Origin of the sequence: Streptomyces sp. NPDC058665, assembly GCF_042714995.1 — a bacterium.
GTDB lineage: Bacteria > Actinomycetota > Actinomycetes > Streptomycetales > Streptomycetaceae > Streptomyces.
Genome location: NZ_JBHXRX010000007.1, coordinates 114789 through 137209 on the forward strand (window position 1 = coordinate 114789; position 22421 = coordinate 137209).

Below are 22421 nucleotides of genomic sequence, written 5' to 3' on the forward strand. Positions count from 1 at the left end.
TACGGACCACCTGGCTCCCGCCTCCGTGTGAAGCGCCCGGTCACAGCCCCGCCCCGAAGGGAAGCCGCCACCGTATGTCCAGCCCCGCCCGTACGCGTATCCAGGTCCCCCGCCGTGCGGCACTCGCCGCCCTCACCGGCCTCGCCGCGATCCCCCTCGTCGGGTGCGGCAACGCCTCCTCCGACGACGGGTCTCCGTCCCGTTCGGGCTCCACACCCTCGAAGTCGGGCCCGGCCCCGTCCGGAAGCACCTCCACGACCGACCCGAGGACGGCGCGCGCGTTCGCCGGGCTTGAGCGGAAGTTCGACGCGCGGCTCGGTGTCTACGCGATCGACACGGGCAGCGGCCGGTCCCTCACCCATCGGCCCGACGAACGCTTCGCGTACGCCTCCACCTGCAAGGCGCTGCTCGCCGCGGTGATGCTGGACAGGAACTCCCTCAGACAACTCGACCGCCTGGTCCGGTACGACCGCGACGCTCTCGAAGGTCATTCGCCGATCACCGAGCGGCATCTCGCCACGGGTATGACCCTGCGCGAGCTCTGCGACGCGGCGGTCCGCTACAGCGACAACGGTGCGGCCAACCTCCTCTTCGACGAGATCGGCGGCCCCAAGGGGCTCGAAAAGGCCCTGGTCGGTATCGGCGACCGCGTCACCCGGTGCGACCGTTACGAGGTCGAGCTCAGCGACGCCGTCCCCGGCGATCTCCGCGACACCAGCACCGCCCGCGCGCTGGCCACCGACCTGCGTACGTACGTACTCGGCGACACCCTCCCCGCCGGCAAACGGGCCGTGCTGACGGACTGGCTCAAGCGCAACACCACCGGCGACACGGTCATCCGCGCGGGCACCCCCAAGGGCTGGCAGGTCGGTGACAAGACCGGCACCGGCGGCTACGGCACCCGTAACGACATCGCCATCGTCTGGCCGCCCAAGGCCGATCCGATCGCCATCGCCGTCCTGTCCCGCCGCGATGTCAAGGACGCCGAGCCCGACGACGCGCTCATCGCCGAGGCCGCCGAAGTGGCCCTCGGCGTCTTCGCCTAGAGCGACTCAGCCCGTCGCGGGTACAGACTCCGGCGCCGCGAGCCGGCCCGCCTCGATCGACTCGACGCGTGCCGCCTGGGTTGTCGTCAGCACGTCGCACACCCAGTCCCAGTGCAGCGCCACGAGGTCGCCCGGAGCCGGCCCGGCGATCAGCGAGCGGCCCCCCGTCGACCAGCGCACGGACTCCTCGCGGGGCGGGCCCGGTGTCAGGGCCGTACCCGTCCAAGTCAGGGGGCGGCACTCGACCCTGGCCGTTTCGCCGGAGACCGAGCGGACCACACCCGTCCTGATACGGCACCGGTCGAGGACCGACAGCGCCGTCGGATTGCCGGATGCGCGCAGCAACTCCGCCCAGGGGTAGACGTCGAAGACCTGGAAGCTGTGATGGGCGACCGCGCGGTCGGCGGCGGCGCGCCAGGTGCCGCCCTGCTGGCCGCGGAAGCGGTCGCGCATCCGGGCCAGCAGGGCCACCGGGTCGGTCAGGTCCAGGAGGTCGTTGCCGATCCAGTACGCCTCGACCACGCGCTCGTCGAGCGGGTCGTCGATGCCTGCCGTCTCGGCGAGGAATTCTAGATAGCACCAGGCCCCGTCGAACTGGCGGGCGCCGCGCTCGATGCCATCGGAGTCGGCGGGGCGCAACAGCGCCGACGAGTCCGCCGGGCCGCAGTAGCCAAGTTCGTTGGGCGGGTAGGCGTACCGCGCGAAGAGGATCGCGCCGCGCTCGCTCATCGCTCACTCATCGGTCGTTCGTTCCTCGCTCATTCAGCAGATCCTCGGGAGCTGTTCGCCGACGGGGAGGGGGACGACCCGCGAGCCTCCGAGCCCGGTTCTGGCCACCACCATGCCGGGGTGTTCGGGCACGCAGGTGCCGATCCGGCGGGCATCGCCGCCCAGAGGGTGCGCCTGGAGCGCCGCGAGGACTTCGTCGGACCGGTCGCCCGGCACGACGGCGATCAACTTGCCCTCGTTCGCGACCTGGAGCGGGTCGAGCCCGAGCAGGCTGCACGCGTCGCGCACGGTGCCGGGCACGGGCAGGTCCCGCTCGACGAGTTCGACGCCGACGCCCGACGCGGTGGCGATCTCGTTCAGCGAGGCGGCGACGCCGCCGCGTGTGGGGTCGCGCAGGACGTGTACGTCGGTGCCGGTGGCGAGGATCGCGGCGACGAGACCGTGCAGGGGCGCGGTGTCGCTCTCGACCGTCGTACCGAAGTCCAGGCCGTCCCGGCAGCTCATGACCGCCACGCCGTGGACACCGATGTCGCCGCTGATCAGTACGGCGTCCCCGGGCTCGGCCCGGCGCGGGCCGATGTCGACACCCTCGGGGATCACCCCGATCCCGGAGGTGTTGATGTAGACGCCGTCCCCGCTGCCGCTGTCGACGACCTTGGTGTCGCCGGTGACCAGCCTGACCCCGGCGGCTCGCGCCGCCGCGCCCATGTCCTGGGCGATCCGGCCGAGTTCGGTGAGCGCGGTGCCTTCCTGAAGGATGAACGCGGACGACATGAAGAGCGGTGTGGCGCCCGACATCGCCAGGTCGTTGACGGTGCCGTTGATGGCGAGGTCCCCGATGGAGCCGCCGGGGAAGAACATCGGTCTGACCACGAACGAGTCGGTGGAGAAGGCGAGCCGGGTGCCGCCACCGACGGTGAGCACGGCCGAGTCGCCCAGTTCGGGCGCGGCGGCGGAGCCGTACGCGGGGAGGAACAGGTGCTCGACCAGTTCGGCGGACATCGCACCGCCGCCGCCGTGGCCCATGACGACCGCCGGGGTCGCGCGCAGGGGAACGGGGCAGGTCCAGCTCTCGAAGTCGAGGTCGTTGCCGGCGGAGGCGGTCGCCGGGGCGGTCCCGGGTGCGGTCGCCGGCGCGGGGACGTGGTTCGTCGTCTCGGTCACTTCGCATCGACCAGTTCGAGCCGGCGGTAGGTGAAGTACGCGGCGCACGCGCCTTCGGAGGACACCATCGTGGCGCCGAGCGGGTTCCTGGGGGTGCACTCCTTGCCGAAGGCCCCGCACTCGTGGGGCTTGATCAGCCCCTGGAGCACATCGCCCGACCGGCACAGCGACGACTCGGCGGTACGGATGCCGGTCACGTCGAACCGGCGCTCGGCGTCGAACTCCGCGTACTTCTCGGACAGTCGCCATCCGCTGCCCGGGATCATTCCGATACCGCGCCATGTCCGGTCGGTGATCTCGAAGACGTCCCGCAGCATCTCCATGGCGGGGAGGTTGCCCTCGTCACGTACGGCGCGGGGGTAGGCGTTCTCCACCTCGTGGCGGCCCTGTTCGAGCTGGAGAATCGTGCGGCGGACGCCTTCGAGGATGTCGAGCGGTTCGAATCCCGTGACCACGATGGGGACTTGGTACTTCTTCGCCAGCGGCGGGTACTCGGAGGTCCCCATCACGCTGCACACGTGCCCGGCGGCGAGGAACGCCTGCACCCGGCAGGTGGGTGACTCCATGATGGCGGCGATGGCGGGCGGTACGAGCACGTGCGAGACGAGCAGCGAGAAGTTCCGTACGCCGAGCCGCCGGGCCTGATGGACCGTCATGGCGTTGGCGGGGGCGGTCGTCTCGAAGCCGATGCCGAAGAAGACGACTTCCTTGCCGGGGTTCTCACGGGCCAGTTTCAGCGCGTCGAGCGGGGAGTACACGACGCGCACGTCGCCGCCCGCGCTCTTCACCGAGAACAGGTCCCGGTCGCTGCCCGGCACCCGCAGCATGTCGCCGAAGGAGCAGAAGATGACTCCGGGGCGGGCGGCGATCGCCAGCGCCCGGTCGATGATCTCCAAGGGGGTCACGCAGACCGGGCAGCCCGGCCCGTGGATCATCTCGACCCCGTCGGGCAGGAGTTGGTCGATGCCGTGCCGGATGATCGAGTGTGTCTGGCCGCCGCAGACCTCCATCATGGCCCAGGGGCGGGTGGTGGCCGCGTGGATCCGGTCGACCAGCCGCTTGGCGAGATCCGGGTCGCTGAACTCGTCGAGATACTTCACTTGACCGTGCCTTCCGCTGATTCCCGCTGTCCGGCCGCGAGTTCGAAGCCGTCGCCGAACTCCTCCTCCAGGAGCCCGAGTCGTTCGAAGTTCGCGAGTGTCCGCAAGGCCGACTCCTCGTCGAGCCGCTGGATGGCGAATCCGACGTGGACGACGACGTACTCGCCGATCTCCGCGTCGGGGATGTACTGGAGGCAGACCTCCTTGCGTACGCCGCCGAAGTCGACCTGGGCCATCAGGGCGCCGTCGACCTCGGCCGTGCTGAGCACCCGCCCGGGGACTGCCAGACACATGGAGTCTCTTCCTTCTCTCTGGATGGGGTGATCCGACGTGAGGTCAGCCGGACGCCGCGATCAGCAGCTGGCCGAAGGCGATTCCGCCGTCGTTGGGCGGCAGCAGACGGGGACGGAGGACGGTGAAGTCCTCTGCCCTCAGCGCCTGTTGAGTCGATTCGAGCAGGAGGGCGTTCTGGAAGACCCCGCCGCCGAGAGCCACCACGCCGAGCCCGGTACGCTCCCGGCACAGCTGTGCCAGCTCGACGGTGAGGGCGGCGACAGCGGCGTGGAAGCGGGTGGCGATCAGCCCCGGCGGAAGGCCCGCGCGTACGTCGCTGACCACCGCGCGGATCACCGGAGCGGAGTCGGCGACGACGGGCTCATCGGCACCCGGCTCGGCCGGCACATCGAGCGCGAAGACGTAGCCGCCGCCCGTGGCGTCGTCCGGCGCCGATCTGGCCAGGCCCTCCAGCGCGATCGCCGCCTCCGCCTCGTACGCCGCCTCGTGCCGTACGCCCGTCAGTGAGGCCACCGCGTCGAAGAGCCGGCCCATGCTCGATGTCGGCACACAGCCGAAGTCCGTCGCGAACTGATGGGCCAGCACGTCGCGTTCCTTGGCCGGGCACGCGGCGACGGCGGGCAGCCTCTCGTCCCAGGCGATCCCGGCGGCGTGCAGATGCGCGAGGGCCATCCGGTAGGGCCGCCGCACGCTGGCATCGCCGCCCGCGAGCGGTACGTACGCCAGGTGCGCCGCCCTGCGGTACGACTTGTAGTCGGCGATCAGCGTCTCGCCGCCCCACACCGCCCCGTCGGGGCCGTGGCCGGTGCCGTCGTAGGCGAAGCCGATGACGCTCTCGCCGGGTCCGATTCCGTGCTCGCCGAGCACGGACGCGATGTGCGCGTGGTGGTGCTGCACGGTGCGTACGGCCCGGCCCCTGGCATGCGTGCGGGCCCAGGCGCCCGAGCGGTAGCCGGGGTGGGCGTCGGCCACGAGCTGTCCGGGCTCGACCCCGGTCAGCAGGCCGAGATGGGCCGCGGTGCCGGTCAGCGCGTCGACCGTGGAGAGGTCGTCCAGGTCGCCGATGTGCTGGCTGACCCAGGCGTAGCCGCCCTCGCCGAGCGCGCAGGTGTTCTTCAGGTCGGCGCCGGTGGCGAGCAGCGGCGGGATGTCGAAGGGCAGAGCCAGAGGCAGCGGGGCGTACCCGCGCGATCTGCGCACGGGCAGCTCGGCGCCCGCGACGAACCGGCTGACGGAGTCGTCGCACGGCACCCGGATGGGGCGGTCGTGCCGCAGCCAGGCGTCCACCAGCGGCGCGAGTTCGGTCAGCGCCTTCGTGTCGTCGGTGACGATGGGCTCGCCTGAGCGGTTGCCGGAGGTCATCACCAGCGCGTCGGGGCCGGGGGCGTCGTCGCCGATGCCGAAGAGGAGGACGTGCAGCGGGGTGTACGGGAGGAGCACGCCGAGGTCCGGATTGCCGGGGGCCACGGCATCCGCGAGACCGGCGCCGGCGGCCGGCGCACGGCGCGGCAGCAGCACGATCGGCGCCCGGGGGCCGGTGAGGAGCGCCCGTTCGTCGTCCGTCACCGTCACCAGCTCTTCGGCGGCGCCGAGGTTCGCGACCATGACGGCGAAGGGCTTGCCGCCGCGGTGCTTACGGCTCCGCAGTTCGGAGACGGCCGCCTCGTCGCGGGCGTCGCAGGCGAGGTGGTAGCCGCCGAGACCCTTGATCGCGACAATCTTTCCCTCGGCGAGCAACCGCCGTGCCACGCGCAGCGCCTGCTCCCCCTCCCGGACCACCTTGCCGTTCGCGCCCACGAGTTCGAGGCGCGGACCGCAGGCATGACAGGAGATCGGCTGGGCGTGGAAGCGGCGGTCTCGCGGATCGCCGTACTCCGCCCGGCAGTTGTCGCACATCTCGAACGCCGCCATGGTCGTCGCCGCGCGGTCGTATGGCACCCCGGTGACGATGGTGAAGCGCGGGCCGCAGTGGGTGCAGGTGATGAAGGGGTGGCGGTAGCGCCGGTCGGCCGGGTCGCGCAGTTCGGCCAGACAGTCCCGGCAGACCGCGGTGTCGGGCGAGACCAGGGTGCGGACACGGCCGGCGGCGCGGGAGTCGGCGATGACGAACTCCGCTCCCCCGGTGGGCGGCTGGTCCGTCTCGGTCACGGACTCCACAGCGGCCGGCGGGGGCGGGCCGGCCCGCAGCCGGCGGCCGAACTCGGCGACGGATGTGGCGTCGCCCTCCACCTCGGCGACAACGCCGGAGCCGGTGTTGGCCACGGACCCGGTGAGCGCGAGTTCGGAGGCGGTGACGTAGACGAACGGGCGGAAGCCCACGCCCTGGACGACACCCCGCACCTCGAACCGGCGCCGGACAAAAGGCTGTTGGGCTTCGACTGCCGCCGGCTCCCCGGCGCCGCTGCCCATCAGCTGGAGTCCGGACAGCGCTTCGGCCGCCTTCGCCTCGTCGATGATCTCCATCGCGAAGCCCATGTGCAGCAGGACCCAGTCACCGGCGGCCGGGGGCGAGTCGAGCATGCCGACGTTGATACGGCGCCGGGCGCCCTCCACATCGACGAGGGCGAGCTGGTCCGCGTACCCCTCGACGATCTCCACGACTCGCCCGGGGATGCCGAGACACATGATCAGGACCTCCGGGTCCGGGCGGGTTCTGGGGCGGGCGCGGCGGCGAGCAGCCGCCGGACCAGCGCACGCACCTCCGCCGCCGCTTCGGGTACGGCGGCGGCGACGGCCTCACTGAGGCCGATGCCCTCCTCGACGTCGGCGGGGGTGCATCCCACAACGTGGGTGTGCGGAAGCGTACCGCCCAGTTGGCCCAGATTTGCCAGGACAGATACCGGATTCATGCCGTGTGCGTCGAATTCACCCGTCCCTAGGTCGTCCGGGCCGACCTCCAGAACGGTCAGCTCGCCGGGCGCGCCGCGCCCGGGGCAGGCGTCGACCAGCACGAGGGCGTCGTACCCGTCGAGCAGGTCGTACGCGAGGTGCATGCCCCGGATGCCGTAGTCGACGACGCGGACGCCGTCGGGGAGCGGCGGCTCCCCGGGTCCGGTGAGCCGGCGTACGACCTCCGGCCCGAAACCGTCGTCACCGAGAAAGAGATTGCCGACACCGGCAACGAGCAAGCCGCCGCTCATCTCAGGTCAGTTCCCGCCGGACTGGAGGTTCGGCGAGTCCGGGTCGATGGGCCCGCCGGGTTTCACGGAGGTGTCCGACTTCTTGTCGGAGCGGCCGGACGGGCGGTCGGAGGGACCGGCGGACGGCTGGTCCGAGCCGGTGTCGCGCGAGCCCTTCGGGCCCCGCTCCTCCTGTGGTTCCTCGTCGTGGCGGCCACGTGCTGCGTCAGTCATCGGATGCCCTTCTCACTCGCGCCGGCGCTCACATCGAGCGCATGCGGACGTATCTGCGGAGGTCGGGAAGTGATCGCACGCCGGCGGCGACGGCGACCACCGCCACGGCCGCGGCCACACCCGTGGTGATCATTCCGAGGGTTCTCACGAGGGGTTCTCCTTCCGGTGTTCCGGTGAACGGGGCCTGTCGGTGGTGCCGGAGACGCCGTTGTCCGGGCGGGGGTCGCCGGCGGGCAGCGGTTCCAGTTCGTCGGGGGCGAAGTAGAAGTAGCGGCCGTACCAGTCGTGCATGTCGGCCGCCGGGTCGTCGACCAGGACGAGGGCGATGTGCACACCACCGTCGACATCCGAGAGCACGGCGGTCACCCGGGCCACCTGCCCGGCGAAGAAGAGGTCCTGCGCGTCGGCGCGGCGGGAGGGATGTACGCGGACGAGGCTGCCCTTGGTGACCGGGACCCCCTCGATCACGACGACGTCGGACTCCGGCGACACGGCGGCGTCGGCCGCCGGGTCCCACCAGGGCTCGCCCCCGGTGTCGAAGGCGGCGGGCTCGGCGTCCCGCAGGTCGGTGAGGGGACGCACGGCGCTGGCGCCGGCTCGCGCCACCGGGCTGCGGGGGTCGCGGAGAAGGCCGTGGAGTCGCTGGAGGTCAGCCGCCGACATCGTGTCGCAGCGCTCGATGATCTCGCGGGCCAGGGGGTCGGTGGCCCGCGCCTCCGCCTTCTCCTCCTCCGTCATGGTCATCACGCGCAGGGTGAGGATCTCGTCGATCTCGGTGGAGTCGAAGAGGGCGCCGGGGCTCTGTTCGGCGATCTCCGGGTGGTCGTAGAGGATGATCGGCGCGGCCAGCACCACGTCCGTGGAGCCCTTCACTCCGGCCAGCACCGGCCAGCACCTGCGCTGTTGGCACCGGGCGGCAGCCGCGGCGGCCTCGTCCGGGGGCTCACGGAGGGAGACGAAATCCGCGCCGTGGGCCTGGAGGAGCAGGTGCGTGCCGATCAGCGAGACGCGGATCGCGGCGTCCTTGTCGGCGGCGGTCCCCGCGTGCTCGTTCGCCACCGACACGGACAGCCGGAGGAAGCCGTCGTCCCGGGTCGTACGGGTGCGGACACGGGCGGTCAGCGGTTCGCGGCGCCGTACGACACGGCCGACGGTCACCCCCCGCTCATCGGTCAGCGGCTCGGTCTCCTCGCCGCCGGGGACCGTACACGTCTCGTCCGTCGAGCCGCCGTCGCCGGTCAACGGGACGGTTCCCAGGTCGAGTTCACACTCGACCGCCTCGTCCCAGCTGAGGACGGACACGCCGGCCACATCGAGTCCGGCGACGGGGGTGTACCCGCCGTCCTCGTCGAGCCGCCGCACCTCACGCACCTGGAGCTGGAGGAACCTGAGCCGGACGCTCACCCCCGCGCCGGTGGCCGGCGCCTCGTCGGGGACGGAGAGCAGGCACTGCGTCGCCATGCCCGGGTCCTCGGCGAAGCTCCCCGGCGCCGCGTGGGGCGGGCCGAGGACGCCGAACTGCCAGCGGGACCGGTTCTTGTGAGAGCTCGCCCGGTACGGGTAGAGCAAGTACCCCTCATACAGGACCGCGTCGGCGATCGTACGGACGTGGTCGAGGCCCGCCGGGGCTTCGGGCGTCAGGGAGGTCATGTGACCACCTCGCCGATCTCGTCCGCGGCGTCGCGCGCCCGCGTGTCCGCCAGCAACGTGGTCACCGTCTCGTCCCAGCTGATCAGTCCGCGCCGCTCACGGAAGTCCGCGAGGCGGGCGAGGATGTCGTGATCGACCCTGATCCAGCCGGAGTTGGGGAAGTGGAATGCGATCATCTGCCGCCAGACGGCCACCGGCAGCTGGTACCGCGCCTCGCAGTCCCAGGGCACCTGTCGTACGCCGAAGCCCGAACCGCCCCCGCCCTCACCGCCCTTGGTGAAGACGGTGCCGGAGAAGAGCAGACTGACCGGCACCGTCCCGTCCCCGAGCGCGTGCAGATAACGCGAGCCGATGACGTCGAAGTCATAGGTGCAGGGCAGCGCGAGGTCGACCTCGGTCGAGCCGGTGAAACCCTGCACCGTCGTGTGGCACTGCATCCACTGGAACGGCCGCAGCGTCTCGGACCAGCGCTCGCGCTCCCCGAACAGGCCGCGCAGGGCGTCCTGTTCGACCGGTCCGTAGTGGCGGCGCTGCGGATCGATACGGACCAGACAGCGCAGCACCATCGCGTGGATCCGCTCGTCCGTGCCGTCCTCGATCCGCAGGCGCGCCGTGAGTTGGGGCGTGGCGGTGTACGGCTCCGCGACGATGTCCCGTACGGAGAATTCCAGGCCGGCGGCCGTGGCGCCGCTCATGAGGACCCGCCGACGGTCAAGGCGGTGTTTCCCGTCGTCGCGGAGGAGTTCACAGCCGCCGGCACGGGGCCCGCGGCCCGGCTGCGGCTCTCGACCCGCTCGAAGAAGGCGTCCATCGCGGCGTGTACCTCCTGGCCGCCGTCGAAGCCGCGCCACAAGGTGCGCAGGCGCCCGACCAGTTCGTAGCACGCGTCGATCGGCACCAGATGGCAGGACGCGACCGGGTCACGGCCCCCGCCGGCCGCGCTGCGGCGCACGAGCAGCGCCTCCACGTCCGGCCGCAGCACGGCCAGTTCGGGGTTGGCCTCGACGATGGCCGCCCACGCGTCGAGGGGCAGCTCCGACTCGGTGGCCCCGGCGGGGCCTGGGTAGAACGCGATGGTCCGTTCCTGCACGGAGTTGCGGAACAGGAAGGCCAGCCCCACCGGGATCTGGAGTTCGTTCCAGGTGCGCGCGTCCAACGGGAGCCCGTCGAAGCGCAGATAGCGGTCGGGGACCGCGCGATAGCGCAGCCGCGCGCTCTCGTCGGTGAAGAGGAGACAGCAGGCCCGGCAGCCGCACATCAGGCCCCGGCTCTCCAGATTCACCACATGCCGGTGCTCGTCGCCGATGGGCGCGGCGCACATCTCGCACCGCTCACCGGCGGCCGCGCCCGGCCGGTTGCGGCTGACCCGCAGCAGCGCGGCGACCGGCGAGACGGCGCGGCCCTGGGGTGCGCTCATGTCGTGACCACGGCCGGGGCCGGTACGGCGACCGAGACGGAAGCCCCGTCCGCCAGCAGCGGCAACGGGTCCAGATGCGCCCCGTCGGCCGCCGCGTCCAGACAGGCACCGGCCCGCCGTACGTCGTAGTGCGCGCGGCAGGCGGAGCAGCGCAGCACCCCGTCACCCGGGCCGCCGCCGAGCCGTCTGGCGAGCGTGGCGCCCTCCATCGGGCGTTCGCACCGGGCGCACCCGTCGCGGAAGGCGAACAGGTCGGGGCCGATCCGGCAGGCCACGACGGGCAGCCCGCCGGCGGTGAAGCGCTCGACGCCGCCGGACTCCAGGGCGAGCAGGGAGGGGACCGGTTCCCAGATCGCGCCGGCGTCACCGGTGCCCGAATCGGCATCGGGACCTGCGTCGGCGCCGGAATCGGCATCGGGTTCCGCGTCGTGCAGCCGGGTGAAGAGGGCGTCGACCGGTACCAGCGGCCCCGTGGCCCCGGCGGCGATGCCCTCGGCTCCCTCGACCTCGATCGTGGTGATCTCCGGTGCCGCCGCCTCGACCGCGCCCCGTACGGCGAGTTCCAGGGTGGCCGAGGAGGACGGGCAGCCGTCACAACTGCCCAACAGCCCTAGTTTCACGGCTCCTTCGTCCGTGACACCCAGCAACTCCACGTCGCCGCCGTGCGAACCGAGATAAGGCCGTACGCTGTCCAGCGCCTTCTCGACCCGCGTCGCCACGCTGTACGGGTGCAGTCCGTGCACCAGCAGCACGCTCGCCACCAGGTCGTCGGCGGCCATGGCCGCCAGGGTCTCGTCGTCCAGCCGCCCCTGCTCGTGGACGAGTTCGAGGAGGCGTTCGAGGCCCGCGCCGTAGAAGTCGGTGACGAGCCGCACCAGTTCCTCGCTGCGCTCGCGCGCCACGACGCCGCCGGCCGCGCTCGCGGCGATCAGGGTGTCGATCCGCTCCCCGGTCGCCCGCCACGCCTCGGACCCAAGAGGCTGTTCCTCGTGCCCCCGCGGCACCTCAGGCACATCTCCCATGTCACTCACTGCCCGCGGACTGCGTGGGCGAGTGCAGCAGTTCGAGCTTCTTGCCCTCACCGAGATACATGTGCACCCCGCAGGGCAGACAGGGGTCGAAGCTGCGGACCGTACGCATGATGTCGATGCCCTTGAAGTTCTCCCGGTCGTTCTCCTCGAAGATCGGCTGGCCCTGCACCGCGTCCTCGTAGGGCCCCGGCGTCCCGTAGGTGTCGCGCGGGCTCGCGTTCCACGGGGTCGGCGGGTACGGGTGGTAGTTGGCGATCTTGCCGTCCCTGATCACCATGTGGTGCGAGAGGACACCGCGTACGGCCTCGGTGAAACCGCAGCCGATGCCCTCCTCCGGGACCTCGAACTTCTCCCATGTCTTGGTGCGGTCGGCCCGGATCTCCACGAGCGCCTTCTCGGCGAAGTGCAGGGCGCAGGCCGCCGCGTACGCCTGGAAGTAGGTCCGGGCCCGGTTGCGCTCGATGGTGTTGCTCCAGCGCGGGATGTGCCACTCCAGCTCGACCGGGCCCTTGAGCGCGGTCTTGGGGAGATTGATCTTCACGCTCCTGCCGGTGGCCTGGATGTAGCCGATGTCGACGAGACCGGCTAGCGCGGTGACCCACAGCCGGGCGAGCGGGCCGCCGCCGGTGTCGAGCGCGAGGTAGTCCTTGCCGTCGAACCAGCGCGGCGACATGACCCAGCTGTACTTGTCGCCCAGATCACGCTTCTGCGGCTGCGGGTTGGTGTGCTGGTTCCACGGGTGGCGGCGGTCGACCGGGTTGCCGAGCGGGTCCTGGGTCACGAACATCTCCTGCTCGTCCCAGTCGTTGTAGTACGACGAGCCGAGCAGGATGCGGATGCCGAGGTTGATCTTCACCAGGTCGGTGGTGACGAGCTTGCCGTCCACGACGATGCCCGGGGTCACATACATCTTCCGACCCCAGTCGGTCATGTCCTTGTACTCGAAGTTGCAGTGCTCCGGATCCTGGAAGGAGCCCCAGCAGCCCAGCAGGATACGGCGGTTGCCGACCTGCTCGTAGCCGGGCAGCGCCTCGTAGAAGAAGTCGAAGAGGTCGTCGTGCATGGGCACGACCTTCTTCATGAACTCCACGTAGCGCTGGAGCCTGGTGATGTAGTCCGTCATGAGCTGGATGGTCGCCACCGTGCCCACCCCGCCGGGGTAGAGCGTGGAGGGGTGCACATGGCGGCCCTCCATGAGACAGAACATCTCGCGGGTCATCCGGCTGACCTGAAGGGCCTCGCGGTAGAACTCGCCCGTGAAGGGGTTCAGCGACCGCATGATGTCGCCGATGGTCCGGTACCCGTGGTCACCGGCGTGCGGTGATTCGGTGCGGTTGGCCAGTTCGAGTACGCCGGGATTGGTCTCGGCGACCATTTTCTCGCAGTAGTCGACCCCGACCAGATTCTCCTGGAAGATGTTGTGGTCGAACATGTACTCGGCGGCCTCGCCGAGATTCACAATCCACTCACCCAGATGCGGCGGCTTCACGCCGTACGCCATGTTCTGCGCGTAGCAGGAACAGGTGGCGTGGTTGTCACCGCAGATTCCGCAGATCCGGCTGGTGATGAAGTGGGCGTCGCGCGGGTCCTTGCCCTTCATGAAGACCGAATAGCCGCGGAAGATCGAGCTGGTGCTGTGGCACTCGGCGACGACCCGCTGTTTGAAGTCGATCTTCGTGTAGATACCCAGACTCCCGACGATACGGGTGATGGGATCCCACGCCATCTCCACCAGTTCGTCGGTGCCCTGGCTCGTCGCCGTCATGAGGCCGCCTCTTCTTTCCGTTTCGGTTTCATCGAGCGGTGAGTTACCAGGTGCGGGCGGCGCCCGTGGTGAGTTCCTTGCCGCGCCTGCGCCATTTCGGTTCGCGGTCGAGCGTGTGGGTGGTGATCTGACGCAGGCGCCGCATCGTCGCCCCGTACATACCGACGGAATTCGTGGAGAGTCTTCCGCCCGGGGGCTCGTCCATGAACGGCATGAATTTGTCGGGGAATCCGGGCATGGTGCAGCCGATGCAGATCCCGCCGACGTTGGGGCAGCCGCCGATGCCGTTCATCCAGCCGCGCTTGGGCACATTGCACTTCACGGCGGGGCCCCAGCAGCCCAGCTTGACGATGCATTTGGGCGAGCCGTACTCGGTGGCGAAGTCGGCCTGCTCGAAGTAGCCGGCCCGGTCGCAGCCCTCGTGCACGGTCTGGCCGAAGAGCCAGGTCGGCCGCAGTTCGTCGTCGAGGGGGATCATCGGGGCCTGGTCGGTGGCCATGTAGAGCAGATAGGTGAGCGTCTCGGAGAGGTTGTCCGGCTGGATGGGGCAGCCGGGGACGCACACGATGGGGATCCCGGCCTTGGACTTCCACTTCCAGCCCAGATAGTCGGGGACTCCCATGGCACCGGTGGGGTTGCCCGCCATGGCGTGGATGCCGCCGTACGTGGCGCAGGTGCCGGCCGCGACGATCGCGGTGGCCTTGGGCGCCAGCCGGTCGAGCCATTCGCTGGTGGTCATCGGCTGTCCGGTCGCGGGGTCGTTGCCGAAGCCCGACCAGTAACCCTCGGCCTTCAGCCTCTCGTTGGGAATCGAGCCTTCGACGACCAGGACGAAAGGCTCCAGTTCGCCGCGGTCCGCCTTGAAGAACCACTCCAGGAAGTCGTCGGTGCCGCCGTTCGGACCGGACTCGAAATCAATCAGCGGCCAGTGCACGGCGATCTGTGGCAGACCGGGCAGCGCGCCGAGCGCGATCTCCTCGATGCTGGGCTGGGTCGCGGCGGTCAGCGCGACCGAATCCCCGTCACAGCTCAGTCCGGCATTGATCCAGAGCACATGGATCAGTGTGTCCTCGGCCTTTTTCGCCGCTTCTGTCGGCATAGCACCGCTGCCTTCCGGAATTGGCCCACCCGATACCCATGAATCCCATGGGTGTGGCGTCGCTCACATTGCTACCATCTAGGATCCGGCTGAGGCTTCTGTCAACACGGGTTTGGTCCGGGCGGCCCTGGTCTTGCGCCCGGAATCTCTGAGCCAATTGGGTGACTTCGGGAAGGCCGTCAGCCGGTGCATGAATTGTCGATCACACAGAGCATTGTCGACGCGGTATGTGAGCGCGCGGCGGGAAGACCGGTACGTGCGGTCAGTGTCCGGGTGGGAATGCTGACCGCCGTGGTGCCCGACTCGATGCGTTTCTGCTTCGACCTGACCACGGCGGGCACGGTCGCGGAAGGCGCGGCCCTCGAAATCGAGCAGCCGCCGGGAACCGCGCGGTGCCGGGCGTGTTCAGCGGACTTCGTCCTGGCGGATCTTGTATTGCTGTGTCCGTGCGGGAGCGCCGATGTCGAGATCACGTCGGGGCGGGAACTCCAGATCGTCTCCATGAGAGTGGGCTGACCTATGTGCGGTACGTGCGGTTGCTCGGGCGGCGGCGAAGGGGGCACCGGGACCGTCGGGACACGGATCGCCGTACCCCACACACATCCGCACGAAGGCGATCACGTTCACCCGGTCGCGATCCGCGGGACGGCCGGCGGCGGCGAGACCATCACCCTCGAACAGCGGGTCCTCGCGAAGAACGAGGACCTGGCCGCCCGTAACCGCTCCTGGCTCGCCGGGCAGGGCATCGTGGCGGTGAACATGATGAGTTCGCCGGGCGCCGGCAAGACCACCCTCCTCGAACGCACCATCCGGGACTTCGCCGGGCTGCGCCCGGTCGCGGTCATCGAGGGCGACCAGGAGACGATGCTCGACGCCGACCGGATCAAGCGCGCGGGCAGCACCGTCGTCCAGGTGAACACCGGCGCGGGATGCCACCTGGACGCGGAGATGATGCGGGACGCGCTCACCACCCTCGCGCCGGTGTCCGGGTCACTGGTCCTGGTCGAGAACGTCGGGAATCTGGTCTGCCCCGCCCTCTTCGACCTCGGCGAGCGCAGCAGGGTGGTGATCATCTCGGTGACCGAGGGTACGGACAAGCCCCTCAAGTACCCCTATATGTTCGCCGCCGCGGACCTGGTGATCATCAACAAGATCGACCTCCTGCCGTACGTCGACTTCGACGTCGCCCGCTGCGAGGAGTACGCCCGTTCCGTCAACCCCGCTCTGCGGTCGCTGGCCGTGTCGGCGACCACCGGGGAGGGCATGCGCGACTGGTACGACTGGGTGGCCGGGCAGTACTGAGCCGCGCCGGCCACCCCTCCCCCGGATTCCTACCGGGCCCGGACCACGACCTCCGTCAGGGACAGCGGATTCGTCGTGGACGCCAGTTGCACCCGTACGTAACGGCCCTGCGCCCCGCCGAGTTCGACGGCGGTGGGGCGCTGCGCCTGGTCCTTCAGATGGACGGCCGTCACACCGGGCGCGGTGCGCGCCTCCTCCAGCGAGTCGGCCGTGAACGGGGTGTCGGAGACCAGCACCCAGTAGTCGGCGAGGCGTTCGGCGCAGCAGTCGGTCCGGTTCCAGATCTCGACGGTGTCGATGGTGTGCGACCGCTCCAGATCCACTTGCCACCAGGCCTGGTTGGACGGCTCCGCCGTGTGGGTGGTGGTGTTGTCGCGCAGGTAGTCCCCTGCCGTGTCGCCGTCGACCGCGCGGCTCGGGACCCCGTCCCACGCGGTGCTCGACTGGGTCGCCGTCCTGCCGTGCGCCACGTTGGGCAGGACGACATCGACGTCGCCGGTGAGTTGCAGGACCCGTCGTCCGCCGCCCGTCACGACGGTTTCGAGGCTGGCCTGGCCGGTCGCGGAGTCGGCGGGCACCGACACCGGGGCCGTGACGGTGTGCGTACGGCCCTGTTTCAGGCCGCTGAACTTCGCCTCCCCGCCGGTGGTCCAGCCCGTGGGCGCCCGCAGCGCGAGGGTGCCGCGCGCCGGGTCCTGGCCGAGGTTCGTCACATGGACCGGGACGTCGGTCACCGTGCCGACCGTGAGCCGCTCCGGTGCCTGGGCCCAGGAGACGACGCTTCCGGTGGGGGCGACGAGCACGGCGTCGAGGCTCAGCCCGAGGTCCTCGCCGGCGTGTGCGCGCCGCGCGAGGGTGAGGGTTATGGGGGTGACCTGGCCGGGTCGTACGGAGAAGGGGCCGATGGCCTCGCGGGTCAGCTCCTCGCCCTTGACCAGCCGGGTCCGCTCACCGACCTGGACGCGGTAGAGCGCGTCGGGGCGGGCCTCTCCCCGTACCGCCAGCGACACCTGGCCGGCGCGGTCGGCGGTGACGTATCCGGTGTGGCGCACGGTGGTCCGCCGGGTGCTGCCGTAGCTGCCCTCGTCGGCGTAGCTGTAGCCGTCCTCGAAGTCCCGGGCACCGAGGACCACGGCTCCGTCGCCGCCGGAGTCGGCGCTGCCCAGGGAGACGGTGTTCTCGGGGATGACGCGGAGCTCGCCGCCGAGTTCGGCCTTGATCACGGGGAGCACGGGGTCGCGTGGCGTTTCGGGCAGGGTGACGACGAGGTCGTCCCCGTCCCAGCGCCAGTCGAGCCGCCCGGCCGCGCCGTCCTCGCCGACCTTTCGTACGGAGGTGGCCAGGCCCGGCAGGCGCAGCTCGCCCGACTCCGGCCAGTCGGTCACATGCAGGAACAGGTCGCGGTCCTTGACCGTCACCTCGCCCCACGGCCGGCCACCGAACCGGGTGGCGGAGGCGTCGAGCACGGCGTCGGGGTGGCGGTCGAGCCAGTCGCCCATCCCGCGAAGGACGTCGGCCTCGAACTCGACCACCGAACCGTCGCCGCGCGGGCCGATGTTGAGGAGATAGTTGCCGCCACGGGCCCGTACCCCGGTGAGTCCGACGACAAGATCCCGGATCTTGCCCGGCAGGTCGTCACGGACCTGCCAGCTGCGGTAGCCCCAGGTGTCGTGGTAGATCGACGCGGGGGTCTGCCAGGCGCCGTCGAGCGCGACCGAGGGAATCTCGTTGTCGCCGAGCGTGCGGAAGTCGCCCTTGTTGTTCCACACCCGGCTGTTGACCGCGGCTTTCGGCTGGAGTTCGCGGACGATGCCGGCGAACTCCTCACTCTGCGCGTCGGTGGGTGACGACATGTCGAACCACACTTCGGCGATGTCGCCGTAGTTGGTCATCAGCTCGCGAATCTGCGCCTTGATCACGGGTTCCATCGAGGCGGGGATCGGATTGTTGTTGCCGCCGTCGAATTCATGGCCCTGATGCCAGTCCACGAGGGAGAAGTAGAAGCCGAACTTCAGCCCCTGGCCCCGGCATTCGTCGGCGAGCGCCTTCAGCGGGTCCTTGCCGTAGGGGGTCGCGTCGGTGACGTCGTAGTCGGTGGTGGCGGTGTCGAACATGGAGAAGCCGTCGTGGTGCTTGCTGGTGATGACGACGTAGCGCATGCCCGCCTGCTTGGCGAGCGAGCAGATCCCGGCGGGGTCGAAGCGGTCGGGCCGGAAGCGGGCGGCCACGTCCAGATACTCCTCCTCGGAGATGTCGGCCCACATCTGGATCTGCTCGCTGTACCCGGAGGTGACCGGCTCGCCCTCCCAGACGCCGCCCAGCTCGGAGAAGAGACCCCAGTGGATGAACATTCCGAACTGGAGCCGCTGCCAGGCCGCGATGTCCTTGTCGGCGCTGAGATCGATGGCGCCTGGTATGCCACGCGGGGTCTGTCCGTCGGGTCGGTCCGCCGGGGTGGCGACCGCCGCGGGAGGGCTGGTCGCCTCCGCCCCGACGGCGAGCAGCAACGCGAGCAACACACCGATCACCTTGCGCATTCCGACACTCCTCCGTGAGCGATCCTATGGATACATCCGACCCTGAAGCCCCAATCGGGCTCTTTGCGCCCACATTTGACCGTCCTCCAGGTCAACACATCGGATGTTAGAGGTGAGTCGACGCCACGTCACCCCCTCCGACACCGCTCGTCCCCCGGGAATCACCCGCGAGGGAAATGGGCAGGCGGTAGAGGGAAGGCGGTATGCGATGCCCCTCACGCATTGCGCCGGAAGGGTGACAGCCGGGGTCCGTGGAACCGGTCCGAACCGGGCCGGGCAGCGCGTCGGCCGCCGCCCGGCCGATCGACTCGGGTAACCATGAATCAGCCCCACGACCGAGACCAGCCAGGAGCAGCCATGACCACGGAGCAGGAAGCAATCGACGCCATCCACCACGCGTTCGGCGACAGCGCGCACGCCGAAGTGGCCACCTTCCCGGCGGGCAACGTGTCGATCACCCTCACCAAGGGGGAGCACGCGGCGACGATCGACGGACACCCGGAGAGCGGCTGGGGCTGGACCGTCGACCCCGGCGACGACGAGGGATTCAGCGGGCACGAGAACACCGCGGACACGCTGGACGAGGCGCTCGCCGACGTTCGCGCCTCCCTCATCTGACCGGTCCGGGCCCCGGACATCGGGTCGTTTTCCTGATCATCGGCGGGAGTAGGGTCGAGACCGAGGATCCGGCGGGCGGCCGGAACACCTCTCTTCCCACGAAGTGAGAGACCCATGGCCACCGCTGTGAACCGATCGTCCGCCGATGTCCCCACCCCGGACTAAACCGCCGACGCCTACCTGGTCCATCCCGAATCCCCCGGCCCGCACCTAGGGTCTGTCGTGCTGCTCTACATGGACGCCTTCGGGCCGCGCCCGGGTCTCAAGGCCATGGCGGACCGGATCGCGGCGGCGGGCTACACCGTCCTGCTGCCCAACATCCTCTACCGCGCCGGACGCGCCCCGTTGGTCGAACTGCCCGACTTCATCACCCCGGAACGGCGCTCGGAGCTCTTCGAGACCTTCCTCCCCGCCGCCCAGAGTCTGACCCCGGAGCTTGCCGCGCGGGACGCCGGCGCCTTCCTCGACTGGCTGGCGGCCAGCCCTCTCGCCAACGACGGACCGGTCGGGGTCACCGGCTACTGCATGGGCGCCGGTTTCGCGCTGCGCGCCGCGGCGGCGTATCCGGAGCGGGTCGCGGCCATGGCGGGTTTCCACGGCGCGTACCTCGCCAGTGGGGCACCCGACAGCCCGCACCTCGGCGCCGGCCGGATCACCGCCGAGCTGTACTTCGGCCACGCCGACCAGGACGCCTCGCTTCCCCCTGAGCAGATCGACCGGCTCGAAAAGGCCCTCACCGACGCCGGTGTCACCCATCACGCCGAGGTCTACGCGGGCGCCCGGCACGGCTTCACGCAGGTGGACACCGCGTCGTACGACGCCGAGGCGGCGGAGCGCCACTGGACGGCTCTTCTCGACCTCTTCGGACGCAACCTCTGAGCGGTCAGCAGGTCTGGCGGAGATAGCCGTCGGCGCCGGCGGGGACGACGTCCAGGTCACGGCGGACGATGCTGAGGCTGTCCTGCCAGCCCGCGCACGCGGTCGCGAGCCCCTTCGCCGTGTACTCGATGACGATCACGTCGTTACCGAAGTGCTCGGTGAAGGAGCCGCACTCATCGAACTCCCCGCACTCCTCCACGACGGCGAAGTCGAGCCCGGTCTCGTCACGGAACTCGGCGAGCTCGGCGGTGTTCTTCTGCCCGATCGCCAGGCCCTTGTCGTGCGCGTGCCCGGAGAGCAGGGTGATGAAGGCCATGGCGGCGGAGGAGCCGAACCGGCCCTGACTGCGTTCGTAACTGTCGTAGTTGTCGGGCTCCACGGCCTGGAAGCCGTTCTCCGCGCAGCCGTCGATCCAGCCGTTCACCTTGGCCGCGATGCGCTCGCGCTTGCCCGCGGTGCTGACGTCCAGGATGGCCTCGTCCCACTCCTCGTCGATGATGACGTCGCCGTTGTCGTCGCGGAGGAGGAGATCGGGCTCCCACGCGTCCAGTTCGTCGGGCTGGACCTGGAAGGCGTTGACGTAACAGATGGTGTAGAGCCCGGGGGCCGGGGAGTCCTCGCGGTCACGGCTGACCACGCTCACCCCGGCGGGCGGCGGGTAGCCGCCGCCGATCTGGTAGTCGAACCCGGCGTGGGGCGGTGGCGGGGTCGCTTCGGCGGCCGGCGAACCCGCGGAGGACGAAACGAGGAAGGGCGTGATCAACGCGACGGTGAGGGCCACGATTGCGTAGATCGAGCGGGTCTTCACCCTGGCAGCAGTTGGTCCGGTCACAAGAATCTGGCCTAACGGGATCAGGAGCGATATGGTCACCGCGATGACTACCTATTCTGCCGTCAGATTGGGGGTCCCGACCGCGCAAGGTGAGTGCTGATGCTCACTGAGACCGCGAACGGGAATTCCCGCCCTTCCTTCTGGCCGCGCGTGCGTGAGTTCGCCGTGCCGCCTTCCATGATCGAGACCGCGACCGCCCGCCGTCATGTCGGCGACTGGGCCGGCGCGTGCGCAGCCGCACGTGTCGATGTCGATCTCGACCTACGTACCGTGGCACGTGCCCATGGCCGCGAACTCGCTGCCCGACTCCGTGCCGATCTCCGCCACTTGGCGCCCGACCTGCTGCGCTGGCACCTGCCGAGGATCGCTCCCGACGGGCTGCTGCGCCCCGGTCTCACCGTCGCCCTGGCGCGTTACGGCGACGGGCCAGGCGGTCCGGACCGCGCCGCCCCCGTAGCCCCCGTGTATCTCGTGGCCCGGACTCCGCCCGCCTGGGCGGATGCCGGGCAGCGGATCAGCCTGGCGCTGTGGGACGGGTCCTACGCCGATGCCGGCGCCCGCCGCCATCCGCACCCCCATCCCGACCGGCGGTTCCGGCTCGATCTGCACCGCCATCTGTGGGACGCGCGCCGGACCGAGGAGCTCCGGACCCGGTCGGGGGCGGATTCGCGCTCGGGCGAGGGCGGTTCGGGGCTGGATCCGGCCCTGTTGGAGGCCCTGCCGCCAGGGCGCCGTTGTTCCGTTGACCGGTGGGCTGCCGAGGCCGGGATCCTGCTCCGGGCCGAGGGGCGGTCCGCCGGTGCCTTCGCCGTACGGCTCGGGGCGCGGCAGCGGCTGGAGTTGGAGCTCGTCGCGGACGGGCACGGCGCCGGCCCGCCCGTCCCGCGGATCGCGGAGCGCGGCAGGACGGGCTCCGCTCCGGCGCCGCTCCTGCCCGACGCCGCGACCTGGACACTGCCCGATCTGGAGCTGGTCCGCAGGGGTGCGATCGACGTCGAGCGGCTGCACCCGCTGGTCGCATCGGCGCTCGTACCTGGCTGTTCGCCGACCGGTCCGGCGCCGCTTCCGGAGCGGTCGGGGCAGCCGCATCTCGTGGAGTGCCGGGGAGCGCGCCATCGGATCGGCCTGGTCGACGGCGTGCTGTCCGCGCTGGACCATGACCCGGACGAGATCCGGCGGGAGGAGTTGCTGGCCGCGCTGACGGGCACTCCGCTCGCCTGTCTGCGGGCCGTCGACGAGGCGCACCGGAGCCCGGACTGCCTCACCGGGGTCCGCGAACGCCTGGACCACGGAGACGCCGCCGGTGCGCTGGCCGTCGTCGAGGGCCTGCTGGGTCCCGACGCGGTGCTGCGCGGCGGCGCCCTGCGGGACGAGCTGGAGGCCGCCGCCGAACGGCGGATCACCTACGGCCTGTTCAGGGAGGGCATGGTCGGTCCCGGTCCGGGATCCGGCCGCCATCTGCCGCGTACCAAGCGTCCGCCCGAGCTCCGTTCCCGCCCGCGCGTCGTAACCGCTCGCTGACCCCGGCACCGGGCGGAACCGGCCGGCACCGACCGGCGATGCGGCACGCCTGCCGACACGGCGGCGGGACCTCCGTCGCCCGCA

The 22421-nt window shown here is 70.6% G+C and carries 22 protein-coding genes; 6 read left to right on the forward strand and 16 right to left on the reverse strand.

The window, feature by feature from the left end; translation table 11 throughout:
- Nucleotides 1-74 precede the first annotated feature (74 nt).
- Nucleotides 75-1046: a class A beta-lactamase gene (bla, locus tag ACFWV8_RS06550; protein WP_384198553.1), complete on the forward strand. Its 972-nt coding sequence runs from the start codon at nt 75-77 to the stop codon at nt 1044-1046.
- Between the two features lie 6 nt (nt 1047-1052).
- Here bla and ACFWV8_RS06555 read toward each other — a convergent pair whose 3' ends face one another.
- From ACFWV8_RS06555 to ACFWV8_RS06620, 14 genes are read right to left on the reverse strand one after another with little or no spacing between them, the layout of a single operon-like run.
- The gene (locus tag ACFWV8_RS06555) at nt 1053-1775 is read right to left on the reverse strand and encodes a DUF6390 family protein (protein WP_384198554.1); all 723 of its coding nucleotides are present in this window, start codon (nt 1773-1775) and stop codon (nt 1053-1055) included.
- 33 nt (nt 1776-1808) lie between these two features.
- Nucleotides 1809-2939, reverse strand: a complete 1131-nt coding sequence (hypE, locus tag ACFWV8_RS06560; protein WP_384198555.1) for a hydrogenase expression/formation protein HypE — start codon at nt 2937-2939, stop codon at nt 1809-1811.
- Entirely contained in the window at nt 2936-4039 is a 1104-nt protein-coding gene (gene hypD, locus ACFWV8_RS06565) for a hydrogenase formation protein HypD (RefSeq protein ID WP_384198557.1), read from the reverse strand. The genes hypE and hypD overlap by 4 nt, the downstream gene beginning before the upstream one ends.
- Entirely contained in the window at nt 4036-4332 is a 297-nt protein-coding gene (locus tag ACFWV8_RS06570) for a HypC/HybG/HupF family hydrogenase formation chaperone (RefSeq protein ID WP_384198559.1), read from the reverse strand. The genes hypD and ACFWV8_RS06570 overlap by 4 nt, the downstream gene beginning before the upstream one ends.
- 43 nt (nt 4333-4375) lie before the next feature.
- Nucleotides 4376-6958 carry a carbamoyltransferase HypF gene (hypF, locus tag ACFWV8_RS06575; protein WP_384198561.1) on the reverse strand — a complete coding sequence of 861 codons (2583 nt, stop codon included), beginning with the start codon at nt 6956-6958 and terminating at the stop codon, nt 4376-4378.
- Between the two features lie 2 nt (nt 6959-6960).
- The gene (locus tag ACFWV8_RS06580; protein WP_384198563.1) at nt 6961-7473 is read right to left on the reverse strand and encodes a hydrogenase maturation protease; all 513 of its coding nucleotides are present in this window, start codon (nt 7471-7473) and stop codon (nt 6961-6963) included.
- Between the two features lie 6 nt (nt 7474-7479).
- A complete protein-coding gene (locus tag ACFWV8_RS06585; protein ID WP_329391012.1) occupies nt 7480-7686 on the reverse strand; it encodes a hypothetical protein in 207 nt (68 codons plus the stop codon).
- Nucleotides 7687-7714: 28 nt separating this feature from the next.
- Entirely contained in the window at nt 7715-7834 is a 120-nt protein-coding gene (locus tag ACFWV8_RS06590; RefSeq protein ID WP_384198564.1) for a DUF6893 family small protein, read from the reverse strand.
- Nucleotides 7831-9336: a hypothetical protein gene (locus ACFWV8_RS06595; protein WP_384198565.1), complete on the reverse strand. Its 1506-nt coding sequence runs from the start codon at nt 9334-9336 to the stop codon at nt 7831-7833. The genes ACFWV8_RS06590 and ACFWV8_RS06595 overlap by 4 nt, the downstream gene beginning before the upstream one ends.
- Nucleotides 9333-10031, reverse strand: coding sequence for a DUF6084 family protein (locus ACFWV8_RS06600; RefSeq protein ID WP_384198567.1), 699 nt, complete (start codon nt 10029-10031; stop codon nt 9333-9335). The genes ACFWV8_RS06595 and ACFWV8_RS06600 overlap by 4 nt, the downstream gene beginning before the upstream one ends.
- On the reverse strand, nt 10028-10753 hold the full coding sequence (locus tag ACFWV8_RS06605) for a DUF5947 family protein (protein ID WP_384198569.1): 726 nt from the start codon (nt 10751-10753) through the stop codon (nt 10028-10030). The genes ACFWV8_RS06600 and ACFWV8_RS06605 overlap by 4 nt, the downstream gene beginning before the upstream one ends.
- Complete coding sequence (locus ACFWV8_RS06610; RefSeq protein ID WP_384198571.1) at nt 10750-11775, reverse strand: NifU family protein; 1026 nt, start codon at nt 11773-11775, stop codon at nt 10750-10752. The genes ACFWV8_RS06605 and ACFWV8_RS06610 overlap by 4 nt, the downstream gene beginning before the upstream one ends.
- Nucleotide 11776: 1 nt before the next feature.
- A complete protein-coding gene (locus ACFWV8_RS06615; protein ID WP_384198573.1) occupies nt 11777-13549 on the reverse strand; it encodes a nickel-dependent hydrogenase large subunit in 1773 nt (590 codons plus the stop codon).
- 43 nt (nt 13550-13592) lie between these two features.
- Nucleotides 13593-14648, reverse strand: coding sequence for a hydrogenase expression protein HypE (locus tag ACFWV8_RS06620; RefSeq protein WP_384198575.1), 1056 nt, complete (start codon nt 14646-14648; stop codon nt 13593-13595).
- 186 nt (nt 14649-14834) lie between these two features.
- Here ACFWV8_RS06620 and ACFWV8_RS06625 point away from each other — a divergent pair, with 186 nt between their 5' ends.
- Together ACFWV8_RS06625 and hypB are read left to right on the forward strand one after the other, a co-directional pair.
- Nucleotides 14835-15164 (forward strand): hydrogenase maturation nickel metallochaperone HypA, encoded by a 330-nt coding sequence (locus ACFWV8_RS06625; RefSeq protein WP_384198577.1) that lies wholly within the window; start codon nt 14835-14837, stop codon nt 15162-15164.
- A 3-nt stretch (nt 15165-15167) separates the two neighbouring features.
- On the forward strand, nt 15168-15950 hold the full coding sequence (gene hypB / locus ACFWV8_RS06630) for a hydrogenase nickel incorporation protein HypB (RefSeq protein WP_384198578.1): 783 nt from the start codon (nt 15168-15170) through the stop codon (nt 15948-15950).
- A gap of 29 nt (nt 15951-15979) precedes the next feature.
- Here the strand turns inward: hypB and ACFWV8_RS06635 are convergent, their stop codons facing one another.
- Nucleotides 15980-18487, reverse strand: a complete 2508-nt coding sequence (locus ACFWV8_RS06635) for an alpha-L-fucosidase (RefSeq protein ID WP_384198579.1) — start codon at nt 18485-18487, stop codon at nt 15980-15982.
- A 357-nt stretch (nt 18488-18844) separates the two neighbouring features.
- Here ACFWV8_RS06635 and ACFWV8_RS06640 point away from each other — a divergent pair, with 357 nt between their 5' ends.
- Both ACFWV8_RS06640 and ACFWV8_RS06645 read left to right on the forward strand, forming a co-directional pair.
- Nucleotides 18845-19105 carry a hypothetical protein gene (locus ACFWV8_RS06640; RefSeq protein ID WP_329390991.1) on the forward strand — a complete coding sequence of 87 codons (261 nt, stop codon included), beginning with the start codon at nt 18845-18847 and terminating at the stop codon, nt 19103-19105.
- A 180-nt stretch (nt 19106-19285) separates the two neighbouring features.
- Nucleotides 19286-19984 carry a dienelactone hydrolase family protein gene (locus ACFWV8_RS06645; RefSeq protein ID WP_384198671.1) on the forward strand — a complete coding sequence of 233 codons (699 nt, stop codon included), beginning with the start codon at nt 19286-19288 and terminating at the stop codon, nt 19982-19984.
- A 4-nt stretch (nt 19985-19988) separates the two neighbouring features.
- Here ACFWV8_RS06645 and ACFWV8_RS06650 read toward each other — a convergent pair whose 3' ends face one another.
- Nucleotides 19989-20816: an endo alpha-1,4 polygalactosaminidase gene (locus ACFWV8_RS06650; protein ID WP_384198581.1), complete on the reverse strand. Its 828-nt coding sequence runs from the start codon at nt 20814-20816 to the stop codon at nt 19989-19991.
- A gap of 99 nt (nt 20817-20915) precedes the next feature.
- Here ACFWV8_RS06650 and ACFWV8_RS06655 point away from each other — a divergent pair, with 99 nt between their 5' ends.
- The gene (locus ACFWV8_RS06655) at nt 20916-22337 is read left to right on the forward strand and encodes a hypothetical protein (RefSeq protein WP_384198583.1); all 1422 of its coding nucleotides are present in this window, start codon (nt 20916-20918) and stop codon (nt 22335-22337) included.
- Nucleotides 22338-22421: the final 84 nt, after the last annotated feature.